The organism is Phaeobacter sp. JH20_26 (assembly GCF_048056275.1).
GTDB lineage: Bacteria > Pseudomonadota > Alphaproteobacteria > Rhodobacterales > Rhodobacteraceae > Phaeobacter > Phaeobacter bryozoorum.
Genome location: NZ_JAYMWL010000013.1, coordinates 711,447 through 736,301 on the forward strand (window position 1 = coordinate 711,447; position 24,855 = coordinate 736,301).

Annotated in this window: 26 protein-coding genes; 4 read left to right on the top strand and 22 right to left on the bottom strand. The window is 57.4% G+C overall.

Annotation, left to right across the window (positions count from 1 at the left end; all coding sequences use genetic code 11):
- Positions 1–8: 8 nt before the first annotated feature.
- The 4 genes from VWY60_RS09165 to VWY60_RS09180 form a co-directional block, all read right to left on the bottom strand.
- Positions 9–293, bottom strand: coding sequence for a hypothetical protein (locus tag VWY60_RS09165; RefSeq protein WP_416537364.1), 285 nt, complete (start codon positions 291–293; stop codon positions 9–11).
- 76 nt (positions 294–369) lie between these two features.
- Positions 370–1,047: a PspA/IM30 family protein gene (locus VWY60_RS09170; RefSeq protein ID WP_416540339.1), complete on the bottom strand. Its 678-nt coding sequence runs from the start codon at positions 1,045–1,047 to the stop codon at positions 370–372.
- Positions 1,048–1,138: 91 nt separating this feature from the next.
- Positions 1,139–1,726, bottom strand: a complete 588-nt coding sequence (locus VWY60_RS09175) for a TetR/AcrR family transcriptional regulator (protein WP_416537362.1) — start codon at positions 1,724–1,726, stop codon at positions 1,139–1,141.
- A gap of 66 nt (positions 1,727–1,792) precedes the next feature.
- Positions 1,793–2,158, bottom strand: a complete 366-nt coding sequence (locus VWY60_RS09180) for a hypothetical protein (protein ID WP_340545249.1) — start codon at positions 2,156–2,158, stop codon at positions 1,793–1,795.
- A gap of 144 nt (positions 2,159–2,302) precedes the next feature.
- On the opposite strand from VWY60_RS09180, the gene VWY60_RS09185 reads away from it, so the two are divergent.
- On the top strand, positions 2,303–3,061 hold the full coding sequence (locus VWY60_RS09185) for an alpha/beta fold hydrolase (RefSeq protein ID WP_416537361.1): 759 nt from the start codon (positions 2,303–2,305) through the stop codon (positions 3,059–3,061).
- Between the two features lie 30 nt (positions 3,062–3,091).
- Here the strand turns inward: VWY60_RS09185 and VWY60_RS09190 are convergent, their stop codons facing one another.
- Positions 3,092–3,274, bottom strand: a complete 183-nt coding sequence (locus VWY60_RS09190) for a hypothetical protein (protein WP_340546300.1) — start codon at positions 3,272–3,274, stop codon at positions 3,092–3,094.
- A 338-nt stretch (positions 3,275–3,612) separates the two neighbouring features.
- Positions 3,613–4,980 (bottom strand): methyl-accepting chemotaxis protein, encoded by a 1,368-nt coding sequence (locus VWY60_RS09195; protein ID WP_416540340.1) that lies wholly within the window; start codon positions 4,978–4,980, stop codon positions 3,613–3,615.
- A gap of 453 nt (positions 4,981–5,433) precedes the next feature.
- On the opposite strand from VWY60_RS09195, the gene VWY60_RS09200 reads away from it, so the two are divergent.
- On the top strand, positions 5,434–7,962 hold the full coding sequence (locus VWY60_RS09200; protein WP_416540341.1) for an ATP-binding protein: 2,529 nt from the start codon (positions 5,434–5,436) through the stop codon (positions 7,960–7,962).
- Between the two features lie 133 nt (positions 7,963–8,095).
- Here VWY60_RS09200 and VWY60_RS09205 read toward each other — a convergent pair whose 3' ends face one another.
- On the bottom strand, positions 8,096–9,070 hold the full coding sequence (locus tag VWY60_RS09205; RefSeq protein ID WP_416540342.1) for a glycosyltransferase family 2 protein: 975 nt from the start codon (positions 9,068–9,070) through the stop codon (positions 8,096–8,098).
- A gap of 512 nt (positions 9,071–9,582) precedes the next feature.
- Between VWY60_RS09205 and VWY60_RS09210 the strand changes: the two genes are divergently transcribed.
- Both VWY60_RS09210 and VWY60_RS09215 read left to right on the top strand, forming a co-directional pair.
- On the top strand, positions 9,583–10,275 hold the full coding sequence (locus VWY60_RS09210; RefSeq protein ID WP_416592487.1) for an SOS response-associated peptidase: 693 nt from the start codon (positions 9,583–9,585) through the stop codon (positions 10,273–10,275).
- 124 nt (positions 10,276–10,399) lie between these two features.
- Complete coding sequence (locus VWY60_RS09215; protein WP_416592488.1) at positions 10,400–11,227, top strand: calcium-binding protein; 828 nt, start codon at positions 10,400–10,402, stop codon at positions 11,225–11,227.
- Positions 11,228–11,418: 191 nt separating this feature from the next.
- Here the strand turns inward: VWY60_RS09215 and VWY60_RS09220 are convergent, their stop codons facing one another.
- From VWY60_RS09220 to VWY60_RS09290, 15 genes are all read right to left on the bottom strand, one after another.
- The gene (locus VWY60_RS09220) at positions 11,419–12,282 is read right to left on the bottom strand and encodes an RES domain-containing protein (RefSeq protein WP_416592489.1); all 864 of its coding nucleotides are present in this window, start codon (positions 12,280–12,282) and stop codon (positions 11,419–11,421) included.
- A 376-nt stretch (positions 12,283–12,658) separates the two neighbouring features.
- Positions 12,659–14,203, bottom strand: a complete 1,545-nt coding sequence (locus VWY60_RS09225) for an anti-phage dCTP deaminase (RefSeq protein ID WP_416592490.1) — start codon at positions 14,201–14,203, stop codon at positions 12,659–12,661.
- 675 nt (positions 14,204–14,878) lie between these two features.
- Positions 14,879–15,118 carry a hypothetical protein gene (locus tag VWY60_RS09230; RefSeq protein ID WP_303568170.1) on the bottom strand — a complete coding sequence of 80 codons (240 nt, stop codon included), beginning with the start codon at positions 15,116–15,118 and terminating at the stop codon, positions 14,879–14,881.
- Positions 15,115–15,327 (bottom strand): hypothetical protein, encoded by a 213-nt coding sequence (locus VWY60_RS09235; RefSeq protein WP_416592491.1) that lies wholly within the window; start codon positions 15,325–15,327, stop codon positions 15,115–15,117. Before VWY60_RS09235 ends, VWY60_RS09230 begins: the two co-directional genes overlap by 4 nt.
- Position 15,328: 1 nt before the next feature.
- Positions 15,329–16,006: a TIGR02594 family protein gene (locus VWY60_RS09240; protein WP_416592492.1), complete on the bottom strand. Its 678-nt coding sequence runs from the start codon at positions 16,004–16,006 to the stop codon at positions 15,329–15,331.
- Positions 16,003–16,434 carry a hypothetical protein gene (locus tag VWY60_RS09245; protein WP_416592493.1) on the bottom strand — a complete coding sequence of 144 codons (432 nt, stop codon included), beginning with the start codon at positions 16,432–16,434 and terminating at the stop codon, positions 16,003–16,005. The genes VWY60_RS09240 and VWY60_RS09245 overlap by 4 nt, the downstream gene beginning before the upstream one ends.
- The gene (locus VWY60_RS09250) at positions 16,431–16,727 is read right to left on the bottom strand and encodes a hypothetical protein (RefSeq protein WP_416558065.1); all 297 of its coding nucleotides are present in this window, start codon (positions 16,725–16,727) and stop codon (positions 16,431–16,433) included. The genes VWY60_RS09245 and VWY60_RS09250 overlap by 4 nt, the downstream gene beginning before the upstream one ends.
- A gap of 9 nt (positions 16,728–16,736) precedes the next feature.
- The gene (locus VWY60_RS09255) at positions 16,737–17,081 is read right to left on the bottom strand and encodes a DUF1353 domain-containing protein (protein WP_416592494.1); all 345 of its coding nucleotides are present in this window, start codon (positions 17,079–17,081) and stop codon (positions 16,737–16,739) included.
- Positions 17,062–17,532 (bottom strand): hypothetical protein, encoded by a 471-nt coding sequence (locus VWY60_RS09260; RefSeq protein ID WP_416592495.1) that lies wholly within the window; start codon positions 17,530–17,532, stop codon positions 17,062–17,064. The genes VWY60_RS09255 and VWY60_RS09260 overlap by 20 nt, the downstream gene beginning before the upstream one ends.
- Positions 17,533–17,541: 9 nt before the next feature.
- Positions 17,542–18,357 carry a YncE family protein gene (locus tag VWY60_RS09265; protein WP_416592496.1) on the bottom strand — a complete coding sequence of 272 codons (816 nt, stop codon included), beginning with the start codon at positions 18,355–18,357 and terminating at the stop codon, positions 17,542–17,544.
- Entirely contained in the window at positions 18,357–18,692 is a 336-nt protein-coding gene (locus tag VWY60_RS09270) for a hypothetical protein (RefSeq protein ID WP_303568182.1), read from the bottom strand. The genes VWY60_RS09265 and VWY60_RS09270 overlap by 1 nt, the downstream gene beginning before the upstream one ends.
- A gap of 10 nt (positions 18,693–18,702) precedes the next feature.
- Complete coding sequence (locus VWY60_RS09275) at positions 18,703–19,125, bottom strand: hypothetical protein (protein WP_416592497.1); 423 nt, start codon at positions 19,123–19,125, stop codon at positions 18,703–18,705.
- A complete protein-coding gene (locus VWY60_RS09280) occupies positions 19,125–20,009 on the bottom strand; it encodes a hypothetical protein (RefSeq protein WP_416592498.1) in 885 nt (294 codons plus the stop codon). The genes VWY60_RS09275 and VWY60_RS09280 overlap by 1 nt, the downstream gene beginning before the upstream one ends.
- Positions 20,006–24,541: a hypothetical protein gene (locus VWY60_RS09285; RefSeq protein ID WP_416592499.1), complete on the bottom strand. Its 4,536-nt coding sequence runs from the start codon at positions 24,539–24,541 to the stop codon at positions 20,006–20,008. Before VWY60_RS09285 ends, VWY60_RS09280 begins: the two co-directional genes overlap by 4 nt.
- Entirely contained in the window at positions 24,542–24,847 is a 306-nt protein-coding gene (locus VWY60_RS09290) for a hypothetical protein (RefSeq protein WP_102858872.1), read from the bottom strand.
- Between the last annotated feature and the right edge of the window lie 8 nt (positions 24,848–24,855).

Sequence of the window (24,855 nt, forward strand, 5' to 3'; positions counted from 1 at the left end):
CACTGGGATCAGAGCGATTTGGTCTCTGCCAGAGCCTCCTCCAGCATCTTCTCATTGCGCGCTTCTTCGATACGGCGGATGCGATCCTCGCTGGACCGGATATCAAAACGGTATTTCACAACATTGATCAGGCTCAGCGTCAGAAGCATGATGCCCATGCCCCAGAACCCTTTGGTCGCAAGCGGCACATCGGTCGACAGCCAGAGCGAAATGCCCAGCATTCCGTAAGCCACGGCCACACCGGCCACGTTGAGAGTGATGATCAGGTTGTTGTCATTGCGTGCGTTTGTCATTGGGTTTCTCCCGGTTGGTCATAGGTGGTGTTAAGGTCAATCAGATATCGGGCGCATCGGCCCTATACGTGTTGCGTCAGGCTTTTGCGTGCAGCCGTGCCAGCACATCGGCAGCAGTACTGCGGGTCGGCTTCCCAAACCCTGCATCAGCCAGATCGTCGGCCACCGAGCCATGGCTCAGCCCGGTTTCGATGTCTTTGAGGATCGCACTCTGTTCAAAGGGGTCTTCGGCAGACATCACCCGATTGATCAGGGCTTCGGCCTCTCCCAGCGTATCACCGGAACCGGCGCTGCGGACCATGTCGGCATGCGCATGTTGCGCCTTGCGGGTGGCGCGGGCCGCGATGGCGCCCTGTTTCAGATCCATGAGGCGACGATGGCTGGCCTCGACCGACTGGCGCAATTGCAGGCTGCGCTGCTCCAGCATATCGACGGTACGGCGGCGCATGGCCTGCTCATTCTCCAGTTCAGCAATCGCGGCGGCAGCTGTCTGGGCCAGATCCTCCCGCCCCTCTCTCAGCGCTGCCTGCGCCCGCTCCAACAGATCCGCAATCCGCAGCGTCACCGCATCCAGCTGCCGGGTTTCCATACGGGACTTCTGGATCAACCCGGCCAGAACCTGCTTCGCACGGGTCAGATCTGCTTCGCTGGTGCGGATCTTCTGGTCGATCAGGTCAATCGCATAGGTGTCGCTCAACCGTTCCTCGGCACGGGCATCAATGCCTCGGATCAGGGTCTTAATCGTTGCAAACATCACATCCTCCAAATCTGAACAGCGTTCATAGGTCTGGTATAGAAAAAACCTGAACGTTGTTCAAGGATTATTTTGAACAACGTTCAGGAAATCATGCAAGTCGCGATAATACCTCGGAAATCATCCGCTCGATCTTGGCGATCGGAACCCCGGAGATCCGGTTCTCCAGCCCCAGAAGCACGATTCCATGCACCGCCGAGAACAGCGCCCGCACCATGAGCGCCAGATCCTCAGGCGCCTTATCAGGAAAAATCTCGGCAACAGGCGCGGCAATATTGGCAAATAGTTTCTCCAGCGCCGCCCTGTACCAGTCGGGCACCTCGGCCTCCTCCGCCCGAACATCGAACAAGGCCCGCCAGAGCCGCGTGTTTTCAGCCGCAAACCCCAGATAGGCGTGGCTCATCAGGATCAGCCGGTCCGTTGGCGCCTGCGTCTGCGCGCCAACCAGCGATCGCTGCACCGCCTGCCCCAGCGCCTGAAAAGTCCGCCCGTTTACAGCCATCACGATGGCATTCATGTCGTCGAAAGCGTTGTAGATGGCCCCAACTGCACAGCCTGCATCGGTCGCCAGATCACGTGCCCGCAGCGCCCCTGCCCCGTCGCGGCGAATGCGGATCTCTGCCGCCGCCACCAGCTTTTCGCGCAACTCTTGCTTGCGGATTTCGGCCTTGCTCGCCATCTGCTCTGCCCCTCAATCTTGAACCACGTTCAAGTTATCGCCTCAGACAGGCAAACAAAAGAGCAATCAGATAAAACCCCGCCAGCGCAGCACCACCACCAGCAGCACCGCAACAACGATCAGTGAAAATGCCATCGTCGCAACGATGTCCAGTATCCGCCCCCGTCGCCGATCGGCCAGATCAATGGATTTCAGATGTTTGCTCACCTCGCGCGCCGCGCGTTGCAGCGGTTCGTGATCCACCGTCAGCGCCAGTTTCGGATGCGCCAGAAGATGCTGTGCCTCTGCCAGTCGCAGCCCCTGCTGGTAAATCCGTCGGGGCAGCCGTCGCCGCGCCCGGTTCAACGCCGCAGAGAGATCCCCGCCCGCCTGTTCACGGTCCTTCAGCAGATCCTGAACCTGTTCGATCTCTTTCAGAAGTGTCTCTGCCATGGGCTGCCCGAAGTATGAGGAGTTTCGCGCACCTTAGCCGGGCCGGGTCCGACGCTCAATGGCTGGGCCGCTCTGGTCAGGATTGGGGCAATCCCCCGCGCAAAGGGACTGGCGACCGCCGTGATCGGGCGCTATCACGGGGACATGCTGAACACCATCCGCCATGGCGCCCCGACTGATAAACCCACCTTGATGATCGCGCATGGGCTCTATGGATCCGCCCGCAACTGGGGCGCGATTGCCAAGCGGCTCTGCGATGATCGCGAGGTCATCGCCGTCGATATGCGCAACCACGGCAACAGCCCCTGGACGGAGAGCCACAGCTATCTCGATCTGGCCAGCGACCTTGCCGAGGTCATCGAGCAGCACGGCGGTCCGGTCGATATGATCGGCCACTCGATGGGCGGCAAGGCGGCGATGACACTCGCGCTCAATCACCCTGACGCGTTGCGCCGTCTCCTGGTCGCCGATATCGCCCCGGTCGCCTATGGCCATAGCCAGATCCAGTTCATCCACGCCATGCGTCAGGTCGATCTGTCACGGGTTGAGCGGCGCTCCGATGCGGAGGCCCAGCTGGCAGAACTGGGGGTCGAAAAAGCTTTGCAGAGCTTCTTCACTCAGTCGCTTGACCTGCCCAACAAACGCTGGCGGCTGAACCTGGACACGCTGGAACGTGATATGCCCAAGATCATGGGCTTTCCTGAAACCGAGGCGCAATGGGACGGCACCACGCTGTTTCTCTCCGGCGCTGCATCCGACTATGTCCTCGCCGAGCACCGCCCTCTGATCAAAGCCCGCTTCAGCCAGTCGCATTTCGCCAAGCTTCCGGACTGCGGCCATTGGCTTCATGCAGAAAACCCGCGCGCATTTGTTGCCACAGCCCGCGGGTTCTTTGACGCCTGACCAGGGATACCGCGCCAGACCGACCAGGAATCATCCCTGATACAGACGACGCGCCACGAGATAGGACACCGGCAGGCCAGCAACAGCACCGATGGCAGCCGCCATAAGGATGGCAGCCACCGAAACGTGACCGGCGACCAGCACCGCGATCACACCAGCGCCGGCAAGGCTGCTGCCGATCAGGGAATAGAGAATGGACGCTAGGCGGATCATGTCGGTCACTCCGGTCATGGTTGGCAGATGTCATTTAGAACTGCCCTCTTAGACCATTGCGACCGCTCGATCGTCTTTGATCCTGATCAGGTTCTCCATGACGGTTTGGCCGATCGGGAAATCTGTGTTTCGATGCAGCCCGAAACGATCATCAGGCCGGACGCGCCTGATCAGGAACCTGCGTACATCCAAAACGGACAACCGCCGCACCTGCTCTCGCGGTACGACGGTGGCCTGCCGGGGGCCATTGGTACAGACGTGCCCCCAGATATCATCGCTTGTGACGCAGCAGTGGTCGGACCGGCTCAACCCCAGGTCTGCCGCATTTATGTCAGGCCCTAGCCGGTAGCCCGCGTACCATAGCCGCCAGCGCCACCATTTGCGAAGGACACGATGTTCTGCCCGCCCGAACCGGTCTTGAAGATGGAGATCTGGCGGGTCAGCTCATTGGCGTCGTTGGACAGGGTCTGGCTGGCAGCCGTCGCCTCCTCAACCATCGCCGCATTGTGCTGGGTCACCTGATCCAGCTGGCTGACGCCCGTATTGATTTCCACCAGCGTGACCGATTGCTCGGCGGCGCCGGTTGCGATCTGGCTGACATGGCCGGAAATCGTGCTGACGCTGCCAATGATCTTTTGCAGCTCTTCCCCCGCCCGACTCACCAGTTTCACGCCATTGCCAACATATTGCGAGCTTTCGGTGATCAATTGCTTGATCTCGCCCGCCGCATCAGAGGACCGCTGCGCCAGCGCCCGCACTTCGGAGGCCACAACGGCAAACCCGCGCCCTGCCTCGCCTGCTCTCGCGGCTTCAACGCCGGCGTTCAGTGCAAGCAGGTTGGTCTGGAACGCAATGTCGTCAATGACCGAGATGATCTGGGAGATCTTGCCGGATGATTCCTCGATCTGCGACATGGCCGTGACCGCACTATTCACCACCTCACCGCTTTCTTCGGCGGTGACGCGGGCGTTGCTTACAATTTCCTCGACCTCGCGGGCGCCATCAGCGGCCGAGCGCACGGTCGAGGTCAGCTCCTCAATCGCCGCTGCCGTTTCTTCCAGGGTTGCGGCCTGGGTTTCGGTGCGATGCGACAATTCGCTGGAGGATTGGCTGATCTCAGAGGCGGTACTGCCGACGGCCTCGGCCACAGCTTTCACCGTTTCAACCGCGCCCATCAAGGTGTCCTGCGCCTTGTTGAAAGCATCGCAAAGCACCCGCATATCCGGCAGATCACTTGTTGGTACACGGTAACTGAGGTCGCCGTCGCTCAGCGCTTCCAGCGCTCTGGAGATTTCCTCAACACAGTTCTGACGCGCAGTGATATCGGAGGCCAGCTTGATCACGCGGATCGTCTTGCCTTCGGTGTCCAGTACAGGGGCGTAGGTGGCCTGGATCCAGATCGTCTTGCCCGATTTGGCAACGCGCGGAAACTGATCCGTAAACGCCTTGCCAGCCGCAAGATCCCGCCAGAACTCCGCATAGGCCTCGCTGCGGGCATAGTCCGGGTCCACGAACATCGAATGATGTTTGCCTTGGATTTCCTCAAGAGGGTAGCCAATCGCGCCAAGGAAGTTGGCATTGGCTTCGATGATGGTCCCATCAGGTTCAAACTGGATCATCGCCTGCGTCCGGTCGATCATGTCCATGATCGACTGCTGCATCGTCGACTCTGCCGACTTCTTCTTTGCGTCTTTCTTGAAAAACATCGTTACCCTCGGCCAAACATTGAAAGTTCACTAGAAATTCAATACCCAAGAGACATTGCTCAAACATTAACCCGAGGGAGCGATACCAGCATGATCGAAAGCCGATGACCAGCAAACCCGAAGCATGATTTTGCGCAACAATCCCAATTATTTAACATACGCCCTGCAAGTGAAGGATACGGCCAGTTTTAACGCCATAAGGAACACTCTTGCCGCACCCTCAACCCAAGGTGGTGAGACTTCTGACGAACGACCAGCCGGAAATGAACACAATTTGATATTAATCAAGGATACACTCCCAGAACGCCCCTATACAGAGCATCTTGCGCGCGACCTGAATTCACAAAAATCGCCTAAAGCGGAAAAGACCGAGTATTGTTAATACTGGCTGAACAGTTTTGCGACAGAAATGACCCTAGATTGCAGTAAACGATAACCACCGGTGTAGCCTTCATGAGTTTTCAGCCCAAAGCATGGATCCAGGCGCTGAACAATCGGACCTATCTTCCGACCCTGGTCGCCTTTGTGGTGATCGTGGCGGCCGGGCTGTCTGCCGAGTCCCAGAATGACACAATCTATGAACAGAAGCTGCGCGCGGATGTTCAATATGAAGCGGGGCTGATCCGCGCCCGGATCGAGGGAAACCTGTCAGCCGATATCCAGCTGGTGCGCGGGCTGCAGGCGGTCCTCTCGACCGAACCCGACATGACGCAGCGGCGCTTTGCCGAGCTGGCGTCACAACTGATTGCTGATGAAGCAAGTCTGCGCAACATCGCCGCAGCGCCGGATCTGGTGATCCGCCTGATGTATCCGATTGCGGGTAACGAGGCTGCAATTGGCTTGGACTACCGCAAGAATGAAGCCCAGCGTGCTGCGGCGCTCCGCGCACGCGACAGCGGCGACCTTGTCCTTGCCGGACCGGTCAACCTGATGCAGGGCGGTCGCGGTATGATCGCCCGCTTTCCGATCTTCGCGGGCCCGCAAGCGACCAGATCATTCTGGGGCATTCTCTCGGCGGTGATTGATGTCGATGCCATCTATACCCAAGGGGGGCTCAACAACCCGGATCTTATGATCGACGTGGCGCTGGTCGGCAAAGACGGCAGGGGCGCCGAGGGCGAGCAGTTCTACGGTGACCCGAGCATACTGAAGGACAACCCGGTCCTGATGGACATTGTCCTGCCCGTAGGCACCTGGCAGCTGGCTGCCCGGCCCAAAGGTGGCTGGCCCGCCCATGCAGACAACCAGTGGCAACTGCGGTTCACCGTTCTGCTGGCCGGCGCCTTCATTCTGTTTCCAACCGCGCTCGCCGGTCGCCTGTCCGCAGCGCGGCGTTCGGTGATCCAGACACTCAAACGGCGCGAACGTGATCTGGAGGCGCTCTCGCGCCGTCTCGAAATGGCTGTTGAAACCTCGAAAATCGGCATCTGGGAAATAGACGAGACTTCTGACAACGCCCTCTGGGACCGCCGGATGCGTGAACTCTACGGGGACCCTGCCGAAGCCGGTGAAGTGCCTTTGTCGCTCTGGCGATCGTTTCTGCACGCCAAGGATCGCGATCGCATTATTAGCGGCTTCCAGGAGGCGCTGCGCAATGGCAACAACCACTCGGTCGATTTCTGCATCGAGCTGAAAGATGGCACTCATAAGAATATCCGGGCCATGGGCTGTTCGTTCCGTGATCGACGGGGGCGCAACCGGATGATCGGTGTCGAATGGGATGTCACCCGCGATGTTGAGTTGAACAACGAGTTGAAGCGCGCGAACCAGCAGCTGACCCATCGCAACGCCCAACTCACCCAGGCCAAACAATCCGCCGAAAAGGCCGATCAGGCAAAAACCGAATTCCTCGCCAATATGAGCCACGAGATCCGCACGCCGATGAATGGGATCATCGGCATGTCCGACATCCTCGCTGAGAGCCCGCTGTCGGAGGAACAGGAGCAATGTGTCGAAACCATTCGGGATTCCTCAGTCGCGCTGTTGAAAATCATCAACGACATCCTGGATCTGTCCCGGCTCGAGGCCGGAAAGATGGAAATCAGCACGGTCGATTTCAACCTGCGCAAATGCGTCGACGGCGCCGTCGATGTGCTCAGGCCGAAGCTGCGCGAAAAGGGGCTATCCTTTACCCAGAGCTTTGCCCATGACCTGCCCGAACAGGTCCATGGCGATGACGGTCGGCTGCGCCAGATCCTGGTCAACCTGCTGAGCAATGCGGTGAAATTCACCCACGATGGCAGTGTCGCCCTGCACGTCAGTCGCGGTGCAAAGGATCCCTATCATCTTTTTATCGACGTGGTGGACACCGGCATTGGCATCTCCGAAGATCAGGCCAAACACGTATTTGAGCGGTTTTCGCAGGCCGATGCCGCAACCACACGCCACTATGGCGGAACCGGTCTGGGGCTGACCATCTCCAATATCCTCGCACAGCGCATGGGCGGCGGTATCAGCCTGCAATCCAGCGCCGGCAACGGCGCCTGCTTCCGCTTGGAAATCCACCTTTCAGCTGCCCGCACGGCCCCCATTGTCCCGCCCCAGATCAGCCGGGAAACCTCCCAGCCGCAGCTTGGTCCGGGGGTATTGCTGCTGGCTGATGACAATCGCACCAACCGCCTGCTGATCCTGAAATTCCTGGCCGACACGCCGCTGAAGGTGATCGAAGCCGAAAATGGACGCGAAGCGGTAGATATGTGCCGCGACCATCAACCCGCCATCATCCTGATGGATATGTCGATGCCCGAGGTCGATGGCCTGACTGCAACCCGCCAGATCCGCGCCAGCGACATGGCCCAGCCCGCGATCATCGCATTGACGGCCAATGCGTTTGACAGCGATCGCCGCGCCTGCCTGGATGCCGGGATGGACCGTTTTCTGCAAAAACCGATCCGCAAGCCGCTGCTGCTGGAAACCATCGCCGCCGTGCAAGCCGAACGCGCGGCACCGCAGGATCAGACCAAGGACGGCACCAACTCCTGACGCCAGCCTCGGCTTACGCCCTCATCCAACCACTCCGCAACACCACGGCCGACGCCCTCCTGCGGCCTTGGGGTTGATAATCCGTCCGACGAATGGGCAGCAGAACGATCGGATCTAGGGGAGACCTCAACGGTCAGCCGCCTGTCGGCAGCATCTGATTTTCCAGACAGAACTCATAGAGTTCGCGATAGGCGGCCTCTTTCATCAACGCCTCAAACCGGGCGCGATGCAGCGCGATGGCCTTGCTGCGCAGGTCAAACAACCGCCCGCCCGACGCCACATCCAATGCGGCCATACCCGCCCTGATTCTATCAGCCTTGGCCGCAAGCCGTGTGTCGGCCTGAACATTGTGATTGCGGCGCAGCCAGTATTTGCGATCAATCAGCCGGTTCGCCTGATGGGCACTGCCGCGGTGCGACTTCAGAACAAAACTCGCCGCGTCCTTGGTGATGTAGTGGTTGATCTGGGCCAGCGCACGCAGGCTGGGATCCTTGGCCCTGAAATTGCGATGTTCGTAGGCGCTGCTCGGCAGGCCGGATCCATTGCAAATTCTGATCTGATCATCTGGAATCTTCGCGCCATTTGGCCTGTGGATGCCGCACCGCTCATGGGCAGCAGGATCAAACATCGTCTTGAACGGTGTCAGATGCGTAGCAACCCGTTCGTCATCCTCGGCCAGCAAAAAGGTCTCCACCACCAGCTGCTCCGACAGGGTTGCACTGCCTGCGCTGCCAAACTTCTTCCAGTTCACCATGATCTGGTCGCAGTCCGGCACGGCATCAATGAGATCGCCGACGGTTCCCGCGCCGGTGTGAACGACGAGAAACTCGTCAAGATCAAGCGCAAGGACCCATCGCGCATCCCGGAACTCCGGCTGGCGCGCGGCACGTTTGTAGGCTTTGACCTGATGTCGCCCGCGTTCAGCCCGATTGTAGAAATAGGAAATTTCACCGAGATCACGCAGAGTTTTCAGAATTTCATCTGTAAAATCATCAGAGTCGTTCTGGTAGATGATGATGTTCTGAAACCCGATCATCTTGTGGTAGGCGACCCATTCCAGGATCGAGGGCCCCTCATTCTTGGCAGTCGCAACCAGCGTAAAAGACAACTGAGGCTCCTGATCTCAAACTGAGGAAACTGGTGCGGACGGCGCGCACCCAATATCCATTACATTTCAACGCCTTAGAATTGCAGACGCGTAAACCATGCGGACTACCCAGCAAGTTACGCCGATCTCATCTACAATAAGAGCCGCCCTTATATTGTTTCTCTAGATCAGCACGGCATTCAAAACAAGAAGCAAGTTAGCAGCGTCTCTGTCCCTACTTTTTGTGCTCTCCCCGCCCCCAAGACGCATCGTCGGTCCAGCCAAGGCGTATGTCTACAATCTGCCCCAGACGCCCACATGCCAGACATCTCGCGCGGGCGCAAAGAGGGGCAGGATCAACTCTATAAGACACCTCTATCGTCCCGACATGACCGCAGACACACCACATATGCATAACGTTTGGCATCTCAGCACCTCCATTGAAAATGGGAACATAGCGCGAACATATTGCAAAATTCAAACGTTGGCTTATCGTGCTGGACTGACCCCATTTGGTACGAGGTAAATGCTTCATGTGCGGACGATTGGGTAGGCCGGACCTTACATGGCGCCAGCTGTATGAGATGGAGCGCCGTTTTCTCGGCCCTCCGATACCGGTGCGCGATCCCAATGCGGTTGAGCTGTCACCGAGTTGGAATGTAAAGCCCACCCAATTGGTGGACATCGCCTATCTGAACGCCGACCAGCTGTTCAGCACGACAGCCCGCTGGTGGTTCGTGCCAAGCTGGCATCGGGGCGATGTAAAGGACTGGAAGCGCACCACCTTCAACGCGAAGATTGAGACCGCAGCCGACCTGCCAAGTTTTCGCAATGCATGGAAGTCACAACGGTGCATCATCCCGGCGGCCGGTTACTATGAATGGACTGGACCGAAAGGGAACAAACAACCCTGGTGGATCACCACCGATAGCAACGCCCCTGCCCTGTTCTTTGCCGGGCTCTATTCTCGCCTGAGCGACGATCTGCATACATGCACTATTCTGACGCGATCAGCGTTGCCGCAGATCAGCGAGATACATGCACGCTCACCTGTGATCCTAGCGGATGACCAGATCCGCCCATGGCTATCAGGCAAATTTGAAGGTGACGAAGAACAAAACCTAGGAACCATCTGGGACGGGCGCATGAGAGCGCACAAGGTTGCCCGCTTTGGACGCGACGACGATGGGCCGGAGCTGATCGAGCCATCCGGCACGCTGTTCTAGCACTACCACTAGATAGATAAGGAGTGACAGAACTTACGACCGCCAATACTGTGATTTCAGTTCCAGTATTCTTGGGGGGGAGCCAATGCCGGTGGCGGTAACTAGAACGAATGCGGGATACCTGTTGGAAGATCTCACAGGAGGTCCCGGAGTAGATTGGTTAATATTGAATTATCACAGCGACTATCTCGGATTTACCCCTAGAACAGTGCAATTCCACGCACAAACAGACACTTCGGTTGCAGTCACATTCCTCAACACCACGCTGCACGACGCGTTTTTTGATGTTGACGGATTTGAAAAATACTCAATCACTGGAACGGTCGGGCGCGACATCCTTCACGGTGGTCAACTGCAAGATGTGTTCATAGGAAAGCGAGAAGCCGATTCTCTCTTCGGGTATGGTGGGAACGACCGGCTCTACGGTGGTCCGGGAGATGACAACCTTCGCGGCGGAAGCGGCAGAGATCGACTAGAAGGCGGCGATGGCAACGATCAACTGCTCGGCGGCAAAGGGCACGACCTGCTCATCGGAGGACGCGGAAACGATGTTTTTACAGGCGGAAATGGTAATGACACTCAGCGCGGTGGACGCGGAGACGACTCCTTCTGGACCGGTAAAAGCACCGATGCTGGGCGGCATGATGGAAACGATCAATTCTGGGGAGGAATAGGGGAAGACAACTTCATCTTCTTCAATGACTTCGGACGTGACGTCATTCGCGACTTTGACGCAAATTTCGACAGGCTATCCCTGAATTTGGAACTTTGGCACTTCCAGCCTCTATCGGCTGAGCAAGTGGTGGACAGATTTGCCAGTTTCCATGACGACCGAGTGGTGTTTGACTTTGACGATGTACTGCGTGTCGACAACGCTGACTCCATCGAGATAATTGTTATATTGGGCTCATTCTCCACGGACGAAATCGTTGATTCGATAGAGTTTTGGTAGGGAATATATTGCGGCGCGCCGTTCTGATCAGCCCTCGCAATCAGCTAGCGTAACGGGCTACCGAAGCTAGCAGAGCCTCCAGAGGTACAACCACGTTCGGGCAACCACACACAGGTTTGCGAACTGGCAGCGATTAGATCAGATATCAAAGTCGACCAGCCATCAGCTCCAAGTAATCCGAGCGCTGCAATTCAATCGTCTAACGGCCCATCGTGATGATCGATAACGCTGACAATTAGCGACAGCGCTTGGATGCATTCATCAGCGCGTATTGCGTCCTTCCACTGCAGCGCTAAACCCGAATATCCTGGAACGATATCCGCTATCCCTGAAAGGCGAAAACCGGCGGGATTTTCAGAAATTTGATCAGTAATGGAAAGCTCAACGCACTGTATGGGTTCGTAATAATCCAGGTAGATTTCTCTACTTAGCGCAACATTCTGCTGAAACCCGCGATGAGCTACAGATCGGTAGGTTATACCAACCTTCCCCGTCGTATGGATGTGGTCCTCGAGTGGATCCCATCCATTGGTATAAAGTTCTGCAAACGCTGCAGTTAGCTTATATCTATAAGAGAAATCATCTCCGACTTTCTCGGTGAATTTCTCCAAAAAAAAACGAAAATAGTCCTTCTGGGCCGGGGAGTACCTCGTATTGAGACCCCACATTCGACGACTTCCAAGGGCTCCAAAAACAGATAGTGGCCGACGCAGACGCCAAACCGACAAATAAACTGTCTGGCCAGCATCCAATCTCATTTCCATCATCGCAGTAGTGCCCGAAGAGGACGCATAGAACATCGGATCATGTTCACGATTACACCTCTGGAAACCACCAGCCTTCTCGGGAGGGGGCGGTCCTATTTGATCAATGTCAGCTGGCCGCTCGGTCAAGTAGTCAGAGACACGAAAACGTAAGTCTCCCGGCGGCAAGATTTCGCGATGAAGGTACAAGTCTCCCACAGTTGTGTCAGTGATCAATGACTTTAGATCCTCGAAATCCACACTGCCCAAGTCCAATGCGTCGATTTCCGATAGCTTCTCACGCAGGCTCATCTACTACTTTCCGAACTGTCACAAAAAATGCGTAGCATTCATTGATCAGACTCTACTCTCTCCACCCGAACATTCCCGGTTTGCACCCGGTAGATGTGCTTTTCACGGTCGCTGACCAGATGCTCGTTGTCGTACCTTGCCAAGGGAATGACGACACCTACCCGGTATAAGGCCATTTCTCTACTTCTCGCCTGCATAACGTCCTCTTGCACGACGCCGTCGTGCTTAACGACTGCTTGCACTAAGGGCACGCTTATTTTGCTTTCTGCTTTCGGTAGGCTCTCTGGTGCCTGGCATGCTCATAACACCCCTAGGGGAACCAATGATGCAATTTTTATTGATCATGCTACAGCCGATGCACTTGTTGAATTGTAGTTCAACTACGATCCGGTTGCTTTGGCCCCGCATCAAATTCTCTTAACTTCTCAATCGCGTCCTTGAAGACATCAAGGAATCCCACCTCCAAGAGTACGTGAGTTGAGAACCTTTCACCTACCCTAGGCTTTGGCGTCTCCTCGTACCAAATATTGGCTCCGCCCCCCTTACTCTTTCTCTTACCTTTTTCAAATACATCTCGAAATCTACGAGGTGAAATTCCGTGAAAATGCTCCAAGCAGACTTTTTGGCCGTTCGTTGCATCATGCGACAATGAATCACCATGCAGAGTTAGAGCTCTACTCTTAGGATAGGGCTCAATATACACTATTCGCATAATTCCTGCCGCGACTAGGTGTTTTGCACAATTGTGGCAAGGGTATGTAGTGACATAAATCGTCGCCCCTTTTACGCTTCGCCCCATTCGCGCTGCGTCTGCGATGGCAGTCATTTCGGCGTGGGTCATCCTGCCAAATTCGGTAATATCCGAGATTTGAGATTCCTTAACTAACCTTAGAAAACTCTCGTCATTCAGAAGTTGAGTGGGATCTTTCTTTAGGCTACCATGCCTGTGAATAACCTCAATAAAGTTGTGAATTATCCTGTTTGTTTCTAGCTTATTCGCCTCAACCTTCCTATCAATATCACGCTGAGGATTACTATCACTACACCAATAATTTCCGCCACCTGCGCGTGGAACTTCATTACACCCTACGGCGATAATATCCCCTTCTGGCGACATTATCGCACTCCCGACCTGTCGGCTCATGTCAATTGACCTGAGAGATGCTGCCTTAGCCATATAGCTTCCGAACTCGTCAATTGTGGGGCTGATAGAGTTCATTCCAAAGATAGCATTCACAAAACGCTGACAGTCCTCTCGGATAGACTTGTCATTAGATCCGTCAATAAAAACATCACCGTCTTGAAAAGTGTCTGACAATCTTTGTCCGTACGGATCATCGCCCTCATTTTGATCTGTAGAAATTAACCTCCCCACCTCAGCCTCAACCTCTTCATTGGACAGGTAAGGGTTTTCGTCAACGACGATTGTTCTCACAGCCTGTTTCTGCTGCTCTTCACCAATCGAAACTGAAACCTGAAGGAATCTTTTTCCATATGCTTTCGCCAGAGTTCTCGTTTCCTCAACTCTCTTCAGCTGCCTGACAATAAAAGCAGATTTTGAAGTTGGCGTCTTCCCTCTCTCTTCTTTAGGGATGCTACTATCGTTTTCGTTAATTTTTTTCCTACGACTAACTATTTGAAGAATTGCAAAAAGGGCAAGTATATCCTTACTGTCAGAGTTCTTCCTTAAATCATTTACTGCCTTGATTTTCCCCGCAAAGGTTATCGCACTATCTTGATCAGCCACCAAATGAGGGAAACTAGAAGGCACTTCTTGAGTCAGATGAATATTGTAAGGCTCGTAGTGTACCTGCCTAAGTGCCGCAGAGAGAGCTTCCTGAACAGAACTCATGTCGACCCCTAGCGGGCCAACCAGTCCAAAAACAAGCTCTGGTTGGTCTGTGGATAAGTTGTATGTCATACTGGAAAGCCTGTGGATAACTTGTGTTAAAAATAGTTTGAAACCAACAAATACTATTGCTTGCACGAGTCAAGTGGTTCAGGATACATGGCACCAATTGAAAACTTGGGAGGCCCAACATGCCGGAAACAAATGCTGATAAAACAGTGACTTCCGAGGAAAAGGTGACTCGCTTCGATCTTCAAGAAGATCTCGCTGAGCTTCTTAAAAGCGTTGTAACAACAAGCAATTCCCAGAACCGCTCAATGCGGGATCAACTAAAATCGTATGCAAAGACCTGAAACGAACAGTAGGCCTTTGCGACACATCCAGAGCTAGTCAAAAGCCCCTGAAGGGGCTTTTTTCTTGTCCCCCTGGTAAGCCCGGGCTGGTCCGCCCGCCTAAAGCCTCCCCCCCCCCCTCAATCTACGGCAGAAGGTTACGCACCCTAGTTGTACTTATTCAATCATCGAAATAGTTACTGCTGCAATGGTCGGGGGCAGACGGTGCCGGAGGGCAAAAGTTCCTAGCTTTGACGCGGTCTCCAAACGAAGAAGCCCCGCTCAACGGCGGGGCTTACACGTTGCAGTCATGCGGGTGTCCGTTCGCGTCACCCATGAAAGCCAGTTATCGGGCAGCGCCTCGGGATCACCGGGCATTGTTACCCGCGCTTCACCGTAGGATCCACAGCCAGCATCACCAGCGGTCAGAGTTTCGCCGCAACTGCTCAATATCATCATCGCGGTTATTCCCGCGCAGATCTTCCACTGCTTCACGACCGGCCTCCTTTCGTTTTGCGCTGTCTGTCAGCGTCTCGATGTACGTTTCCTTGCGCACCCCTGCATCTCTGGACAACAGATAGGCCCAGATAGCCGCGAGGAGCGCCCCAGCGGTCAGCAGATAGCCCCAGAAGCGGGACAGGAGCCGGGTGATCATTGACGCTTCTCCGGGGCCGTGACGGAAGCCCAGAAGCCAAGAACGGCCATGATGACACCCACCAAGGACGGCCAGCCTGCGGCGCCGATCAGAGCGCGCAGGAGTGCGGCCGGATCTTCGGCGGCCATAATGACTGCCAGCACCGGGCCGATTGCGGTTAACAGGTGGCGGAGAGCGCCCTGCACCTTGGGATTTCGTAGCTTGCTCATTTCATGCCTCATTTGTGGAAATTGGGGTGCCGCCGGGGGTCAAGAGAATGCGGCGGCCTGTGATCGGGGTGCCAATCGGCCAGCGCGACGACACCAGGCGGGACTTGGCGATCCGGGTGACGGTGACAGCGTTTGCCTGATTGCCGCCCAGAACGTGATAATGAGTGTCGTCTTCGCCGTGATAGAACCCAACGTGACCGGCCCAATGGCTTCGGCTGATCCGCCAGAACACCAGAGTGGCGCCAAAGACCGGATCGCACGTGTCGCCCCAGGGCTGCCAGTTGCGGGCGCCCAGCGGGTTCTCGGGCAAATCAATGTCTGCATCCGCCGCTCGGTGACAGGTCGCGACAAACGCGCCGCACCAAGGGATATCGCGGGGGTCGACCCATGCGACAGAGGTGTCAAACCAGCGGCGCAAGGCCGCGGTGTTGCGCTGTTCATGCAGGCCGCGCATCTTGGCCGCTTCGGCCATCCATGGCAGATCTGACCTCTCTTGCACCGCAGGCATCAGCGCCGCGCGTGTCAGCGGGCCGACATAGGGCCGCGCGCGCAGGCCTATGGACCGCTTGAACGCTACAACGGCGGCGTCTGTACGGGGGCCGCGCAGGCCATCAATCGGGCCGGGATCAAATCCCAGACGAGAAAGCCGGGTTTGCAGCCAGAGTGTTTCCGCGTTCATGGTGTCACCTCAAATGTGTTGCTGGTGCGCCTGACCTCGCGCGCCCTGCCCTGCGTCGGATGGATGCGCCAGAGCGTGTTCACCCGGTATTCGCCGGGCGGTAGGTGAAGTGGATCCGCCCAGGTCCACCAACAGAGATCAAGCCGGTCAGGCAGCTGATTTTCCGGCCGGTAGTCATTGGCGCCCCGATAGGTGCGATAGGTGGCCCAGCCATATGACGCACGCGCCATGATGGTCACGGTCCACTCCGCCTTGAATGGCCTGTTGATCTCCCGGTCAAACTGCATTTCCGGGCAATCACCGGCAGAGGCGTTGGCGACCCGCACCTCCCCGGCCTCGAACCACCAGCTGGTTGGTAGCGCACTGGTCATGAGGCTCAGCGCAAGCACCACCCCCCATGCAGCGATAATGAACTTGCCCCAGGTCATTTCTTGCCTCCCCGCAGCAGTCGGACTGCGTCCTCGATGCCGAGGGAGAGCACCTGCCGGGCGATATGCTCACCCGTCAACGCGATCAGCGCGCAGACGGCGTAGGTGTAGACCTCACCGTCCAGCTCCAACCAATCCATCAGCGGTTCTGTGAACACCAAAGCGCAGCTGATCGCAGACGCCGTGGTGGTGATGGCACCGAAGATCGTAATCTGCGGCGACGCCCGCAGCTTGAGAAGAATGGCTGCGATCATCGCCAGCCAAAACTCCGGTGAAAACAACAGGTCTCGCATGTGCCTATGTCAGCTCCATTTGTGGATGGTGACGGCCAGCACCATTGCCAGCCTGCGGATGCGCCCCACGCCATCGGCGCGGAGGGCTTCGGAAAACGGTGCGGCTGCGCTGACCCGGCCCCATCCAAGGACGTGAATGGCGTAGTCATGCAGCGCGGCGGCTTTCAGGTATCGCGGGTTGTGCCGGTCAAAGATCCACCCGACCCAACGGGGAATTGAGACATCGAAGGGGAACCCCTCCGGCACGTACAAAAAGAGACCGGACCCCTTGGCTCCGATCTCCCATGAAATTGCTTTGGTGGTGTGATAGCCCGACCCGCTGCGGGCGCACCAATCAGGCGGCTGGCCAGCCATCCAGAACGGCCTGCGCCCCATTGGGCAGATGACCCAATCCAGCCAGCAGCGCCAGCCCCGGCGCAACCTCTGGATCGTCCCGTTGCACCTGTTCGGCCATATCCAGCATGATCCACATCGCTTTCAGCTCAGGTGCATCCCGCGCAGCCACCAGCATGTCAGGGGTCATGCCGCCAAGATACATGCACAGCCGCATGAATCCGATCTTGGTCAGCGGTTGATACGCCGGATCCGGCACAGGGATATCCTCAACGCCCCAAGCGGCCCCGTTCCATGTCAGGCGCTGGGTTGCCGGATCATGATCCGGCTGCGGCGGTGCCGCGACATAGCCCGCATCTGCGATTTCCTCGGCGGTAAAGCTGGTCGGATCGGTGCGGCTGCGCCCGTCGCTCAGACGCATGCGGAAAGGGAGCGGCGCAGGATAGCTGCCGCTTTTGGTATAAAGGGTCATTGCGTCACCTCAGACGTCGAATTGATGAATTTTGGCGTTGTAATCGATAAACCAGAGCCGCCCGATGTCATCATTGTGGGCGAACATTTCAAAGTTGCCGTAGCCACTTATCCCCAAAGAATAGCCCGTCGGAACCACACTGGTGATATCGTTGGGAATGACCAATTCTGCCTCCCATATCATATCGTCAGTGGCCGCCATCAAAAGCGCCCGACGGCCATCATCGGAAACATGAAGACCGGTTATTTCGTCGGTGAATTCCGGGTAGTTCGGCACAATCAGAGATCCGTCGCTAACTGCTGTGCTTAACAGGAAGGGCGTCGACAAGTTGAATTGATAGATCCGCCCACCAGAGACAGTACTCAGAAGCCAGAGCTTCCGCCCATCCGCGCTGAATTTGGGGTCCTTTGTACTATCGTCTGCAATCGCCCCCACAAAAGAGGCCGTGCTCAGATCATGCGGCGTCGACATCGTGTATTGGCGCGTTCCGTTGTTCGGATCTGTAACATAGATATGATCCCCATTCGGACTGATCGCGACACCGGTCAGATCTACAAACGGCGGGCTGACATCTAGACTATCGTTCGCATAGACCATTGTCGAAACATCGCCCGGTGTCGGCATCACGTAGCGATGAACGGTATCGTCCAGAAGATCTACCACATAGGCGTTCTTGGCGTCACGGCTGACTGCAAAACCGCGCAGATTTGAAATCTGCCCGGTCTGAAAAGTCGGACCTGTTTTCAGGCCGAAACCTCGGTGAGCCACTGTGCGCTTGGTGCGCAACATGCGATCCCCGCGCATGGTGCCAATCATACCGCCCATCAGAGATCATACTCCAGGGCGCTGAAGCTCAGCACCGCGTCACCGGCGGTTGAGGCCTCGGCCTGCACCTGATCGCCCGCACTCAGGATCAGGGTGCCGCCCATCGGGTAGATCGGTCCGGTGCCGTTGGGCCTGATCGTCTCGCCCTGACAAAGCTGCGTGACCGCATCGCCATCCGACGCATCCAGCCACTGGACTGTGACGTCCACCTCATTGTCGGGATCGACCGGGGTGATCTGAAGGTGCGAGACCATCGCATAGCGACCGGCAGGCACGGTGTAGACCGTCGCCATCGCATCGAGCGCGAGGCGTTTGGATACGGGAAATTGTGACATCGGGTTCTCCTTAGAAATTCGCGGCGAAGACCAGCGCGAGGCGGGCCATTTCGTCCTTGGCCTGCGCGACCGGGTTCAGGTTGTGCCAGTTGGCGGGATCTGCAGCGGGATCGATGGCCGAGGTGAAATCAGCCTTGGCGCGGTAGGTCAGCCCATTTGTGGGCGACCAGACCGCATCGCCTTCGCTGAAATCACCAGCGGCCCAGCGATCGGCATTCACGCCGCTTTCAAACGCGGCACTGGCCTCAGCCACCGCTGCGGCCTGTGTGGCCACCTGCTCTGCCGCTGCGTTGACCTCTTGCGCCTGCTGATTGCTGGCAAGCGCGCGGGCCCGGATTTCGCTCAGGAAGCTGTCAACGTCGGAGGAGAACACCGCAGGCGGATCATCGCGGCTTGGGATCTTGGTGAAGGCCGGCACATTGGTGATAGGCATTAGGTCACACTCTCCACTTCAAGCGTTATTTTGGAATAATCGGGTGTCTCATAGGGAATGCGGACACCGCGCGGGTATCCGTAGACGATGGTTCCATCGCGGTTGGGATCGCCGATGTAGATGCAGGGGATATCCGCGAGACTGCGCAGCAGGTCATAGACGAAATCGTTCTGCGGCGTGTCCAGATCAATCTGGAAGCTGGCCAGATCTGCCTTTCTGCGAGGCACGATATTGACGATGCCAAACTGATCCCGGTTGATATCGGAGAAGTTCATCAATTCGCGATCGGTGCCATATTGGGTCAGACCGATCTTTCTCTGCGCGCCGATAAACGCTCCGCCAACCTGCACTGTACCCCCAGGCTCACCGGCCACGGTGATCTTGATGGGGCGCGAGTAAGAGGGCAGATCCACAAAACTGACGTTCTTTTTCCGCAGCACTGGAGAAAAGAAGTAATCCCAGTAGTCAGCCACCTGCGAGTTATCTGCCATGGATTTTGTGGCCTGATAAATCAGGGCGCCATGGTCATCAAAGATCTCTATCGTCACTGAAACGGCATCGACATTCAGCAGGGTCACTGAGTTCACCACCTGAGGCGGATCGATGGTCACGGTCACCACCTCATCCGCTTCGGTTTGCGAATGGTAGAACTCATCGAACATCTTGAACCGATTGGCAGCACCCACTTTGATCCAGGTCGGCGGGTCAGCGGATAGCCCATCAATCGGGCTATCCGTGGTTTCAACAACTGCGCGATAGAGAATGTTACCGACCCGGCGAATGGCATCTTGTGGCGTGGTGCCCGCGGACCATTCCGGCTCCGACAACGCCACGTCCGAGGTCAGGTTCTGCCCCGTGACCTCGATCGGCTTGATGATGATCATGTGCCACCCTCTAACTTCACATCGCCAAACTCCATCCGGCGGATGGATTGTGCCGTTTTGCCGGTGGCATCCGAGATAGGCCCCAAGAACCCTTCCAGCACGGTTTTCACCCCCTGCATCTCTTGCTCCAGTTTCTTGTTCTGATTGGGCGCCGCAGCCGCCGCTTGGGCTTGCGCCAGATTGCGGATCTGGTTCTGCACCGACTGAAGGGAGTTCGCCTGTGAGGCCGCAAACGAATTAAGCTGCGCCGCGACAGCCTGAGAGATCCCGCTGACCATGGTCGACAGATCACCGCTGAGGCCGTGAACCGCCGAGACAACGTTATGGACGCCCTGGACTACTCCCGGCAGGCCGACACCCGGATCTATGGTGGACGCGACCAGTTCCTGCATACTGGTTCGGATGGTTTCCAGTTCCGCCACCCGACCCTCAATCCGCTCCGACATCAGCGCATGGCGTTCGGCAGTGTGATTGAGTTGGGAAACGGCATTCTCAACCTTGATCGCCGCGATATATTCACCGGTCGCCATTTCCAGCGCCTGCCGCCCATCTGCAAGGATCTGATCCAGACGGGCCATTTCGGCATCAAACTGCGATTTCTCCAGCTCGATCTGGCGCTCCAAAGCATCGACGGCCATCTGATCCGTACTCATCGCCGCCTCTGCCCCATCAGCGCGGCGCGCGATGATGTTGGACGTCCGGTAGAAATCCGCCAGATAGTCCTCAGCAGTTGAGAAGGTGCCCGAATTGTCCTCACCCAACACCCCCAGGGCGTTGGAAAGCTGGTTCGGATCGGAACCGCCATCCCTGACGTAAGCCAGCGCATTGCGCCGCGCCATCACAGCGGCACCCGCATCCACGCTGCGGCGGGACTTGGCGGCATCGTCCAGCGTTTCAAAGAGACGACTGGACGCAGCGGCAGCATTTTCAAGGCTGCTCAGACGGCCTGACAACGTATCCATCAGCCCGTCATGGCGCGTGCGGAATTCGTCACGCTCAGCAGCGACTGAGATCTGCAACCGCTTGAACCGCAGTTTCAGCCGGTCACCCACCACATCCAGACGGCCCTCCAAGCGCTTCACCGCCTCATCGATCGACGCACTCAGCCCGTCAAAGGCATCGCGCAGATCCTGCTCTTTCAGCTTCTGCGCTTCAGCCTCCAACTGCGACAGGCTATCGCCTGCCCCTTCCAGCGCGTCCGCTGCCTCTTGCGCGTTGCCATGCACAACGGCGAATTCATCCGCGAGACCGATCAAAGTCACATAGGCGGTGCGCCCCTCTTCGGTTGTCCGGTCAAGGCCACCGACCAGATTGCGAAATGCCTCATGGGTGGTCGGCAGAGTCAGGTTCAATTCGCCTGCCGCCTCATCAAGGGCTTTCTGCGCATATTCCTGCCGCTTGGCCTGTTTTTCCACATCGGTAAACATCAGCTCAAAGTAGGAGCCGAGGCCGGTTGTGAACTGCTCGACACCGCCGAAAGCGTCCATCAGCAGTGAAGCGCTGTTCGCAGCCTCCAAAGAGCCTGTCAGCAAGGTTTGATTGATGAGGTCAAACCCTTCATTGGCAGTGATCAGCGACCCACCGAGGCGGGCGAGCGTTTCATACGACCCTTCACCGGCCTTGGCGTAGTCTTCAGTCTCCAAGACCAGATCAGCCATGCCGTCGCCGAGCTTGGTCAGCTGCTCCTCAAATGCCTTCGCAACCTGTTCCTGACTGCCCGCGTTTGGACCGGTCAGCCAGATCGTGAAGCCATCGGCGGTGAAATCCTTGATCGCATCGGCGCCAAGGCCCATGGCTGCGGCCATCTTCTCGACGTTGGTGCGAACCGCTTCAGCGCCATCGTCCAGCATAGCCTGAATTTCTGGGCGTGTTTCGTGGTTGACCTGCTTATCACCGCGCAGAAAACCGCCGTCCCAGAAGTCGAATTCGAACCCCTCAAACCCTTCGGGACCAAGCGAACCACGCACGGCGCGCCCGTCATATTCACGGGAAAGGCCCTTAGCCAGAACTGCAAGGCCAATGGCAATCGGACCGAGAGCGCCAGCAAAGCCCGCGATCGAGGTCAGCGAACCCGTCAGGGCCGCAGCGCCCTGGGCGCCCAGCAGGCCGGTATATGCCCCAAGGCCACCGCCAAACAGAGTAGACACACCCAACCCAAAGCCGCTAACCAGACTGCCGCCCAAGCCGCCCAGTCCAAGCAAACCACCAACCTGACTACCACCGCCGCCACCGGCGGCAGCGCCGCCGCCGCCACCGCCAATAAGGCCGCCCAGCCCAAGCACATTTGAAACGGAGGCCACCACCGGCAGCACGATTTTCGAATGGGCAAACTGATAGGCGATATCCTTCAGCATACCCCTGATTGTGTCGCTCAGACTGCCGCCCTCAAACGCTGTGCGGGTGATCTGTTCAGACCATTGTTCCTGCATGCTGGTGACGCGCCGCAGGGCCTCTTCCTGATCCTCAACCGCGATCAGCTGATCAGCCAACCCGTTGATCTGATCCTTGCTGAGGTTCGCAGCATCGCGCCCCAAGCGCCCTTGCACCGCATGTAGAGCCTCATATTTGCGCCGCTGTTCACCGGTCAGCGTGACCAGTTTACGGCGATGGGCGATCTCTTGCACCAACCCCGGCAGCGCGCTTTTGGACGCGGAACCGGCGGCGGATTTCACCTTGCCGAGCGTGGTGATCTGCTTCTGATATTCGGCCCGCAGCTTCTGCTCTTGTGCAAAAAGCTCAACCTTCTGATTGATGCCCTCGCGTACGGTTTCAGCGTGACCATCTTGCAGATTCCCCTGCGCCAGCAATGACGCCTCAAGTTCTGCCCGATATTTCGCGACATCAGCCGCAAGCTTACTGCCGCCACCTTTCAGAACCGAGATACCGGCCTCAAGGCCCGCAATGTCCGCGCGTGCGCCAGCCAGTGCACCAGGCAACCCGGACAGATACCCCTTTAAAGCTGCTGCCTGCCCAACTGCACCACCAAGACCCGACGCCAGGTTGTCAGCCGCTACCGCCCCACGATCAGTCAGGTTGACGTTCTCGGAGACGATACCGTTGAGTTCGTTCCAGCGCCGCTGTAGTTCAGCCAGATTTGCCTCAATCAATTGCAGATGCGCGGCTTCTTCGGCGGTCAATTGGTTTTGACTGCGCACACCCTCCAATAGTCGCTGCTGCTCTGCGAGCAGGGCCACCAATCCCGCCTCCGCCTCCTCATAGGCGGCACGCATTTTTAGCGGCATTTGCTCCAGGTCATCCCCCGGTGTCCGCATCGCGCTTAGACTGCTCTGGTAACGCCCGATTGCCTCCAGCAGATCGTAGTAGCCAAGAACTTCAAGCTCTTTCTCCTGACGCTGACGTACCAACTCAGCAGTGACCGCGCGGCTGGCTTCCGCCTCTGCCATCTTCGCCTCAATTGCGGCTAGGGTGACCGGCCCACCTTCGCGCAGGGCATCTGCCAGCCGCACGGTTGCGCTGATCTGATCCCCCATTGCGATGGTCACATTGTCCATCGCAATTTCGTGTGCCTCGGCGAATGCCACGGCCTCATTTGAACTGCCACCCAAGGCAGCACCCGCCACGGCCAGCGCCGTAAAGCCCGCAACGACAAGACCAACAGGCGAAGCGATCGCCACCAAGGCTCCTGCAATCGGCGCCGCGAATTTCAGCACCATACCCAGACCTAGCGCTACCGGGCCAAGTGTTGCCGTCAGCGCAAGCCCACCCGCCACAAATTGCTTTGTCTGAACAGTCAGCCCATTGAACCACTCCGCAGCATCCGCCGCCTTGTCGCTGATGAACGCCAGCGACGGCGCAAGACCGACGGTTAGCTGATTGGCGACACCACGCCCGACCACGCCAAGGCGCGAGATCGCATCATTGGCCACCTCGATCTGGTCGGCATCCACCTCGGAGACAGAAACGCCAAATCGCTCGACATCATCAGCAGCCGTCCGCAACGTCGCGGAATCGATCCGGGAGAAGATCACACCGGCACGGCTACCGAACAGATCAGAGGCAACCGCCGCACGTTCAGCAGTTGGAACATAGTCCCGCATGGCGTCCTGGATTGCTGCGATCCGCTCATCAAGCGGCAGAGCCTGCAAATCACTGGCGCGAAGATGCAAGCGCTCCAGCGCCTTGGTCGCGGCCCCAGTTCCGCCAGCGGCTTGGCTCAACCGCTTGGTGAGCTGGATCGATGCCTGCTGGACCTCACCCATGGAAACGCCAGCCAGATCAGCCGCCCGGTCGAGAACCTGAACCGACTTAACCGTGGTATCCAGGGATTGGGCCATCTTGGCCTGGGCATCGACGATTTTCAGGCTGGATTTAACCGCAACCGCCGCCGCGCCGGCCAATGGCAGGGAGAACCCCAGCGACATCCGGCGCCCGTGCTTTTCAAAGCCATCAGCCATCTTGACCATGCGGCGCTCCAATCCGCCCATGACGGCCTTGGAGCGTTTGGCACCGGATTCAAATGCGGCACTGTCCAGGGACAATAGCCCGCGCAGTGCGCCGATAACTGCACTCATTTACTGTCCCTTTTTGCTTTGAACGTGCAACCCGATAAAGGCGGCGCGCAGCCGCGCGACATCCTGTTTCGGGTTGCTTTTCTTGGTGGTTCTCGCGCCGTTCACCTTGGTGAAATCCGGCATTTTTTCGGGTTTGTGAAACGCATAGGAAACCAAAGTTCCCAGCTCCTGATTTAGCACCCGCTGCACCGCGATCGCGTCTTTCTTGGCCGTGATACCTGCACGGGTGATCAGGTCATATTCGCGCAGGCTCACAGTCCAGAAATCGGCATGGTGATTGCCCAGCTCACACCATGTCGATAGCAAGTGCCCCC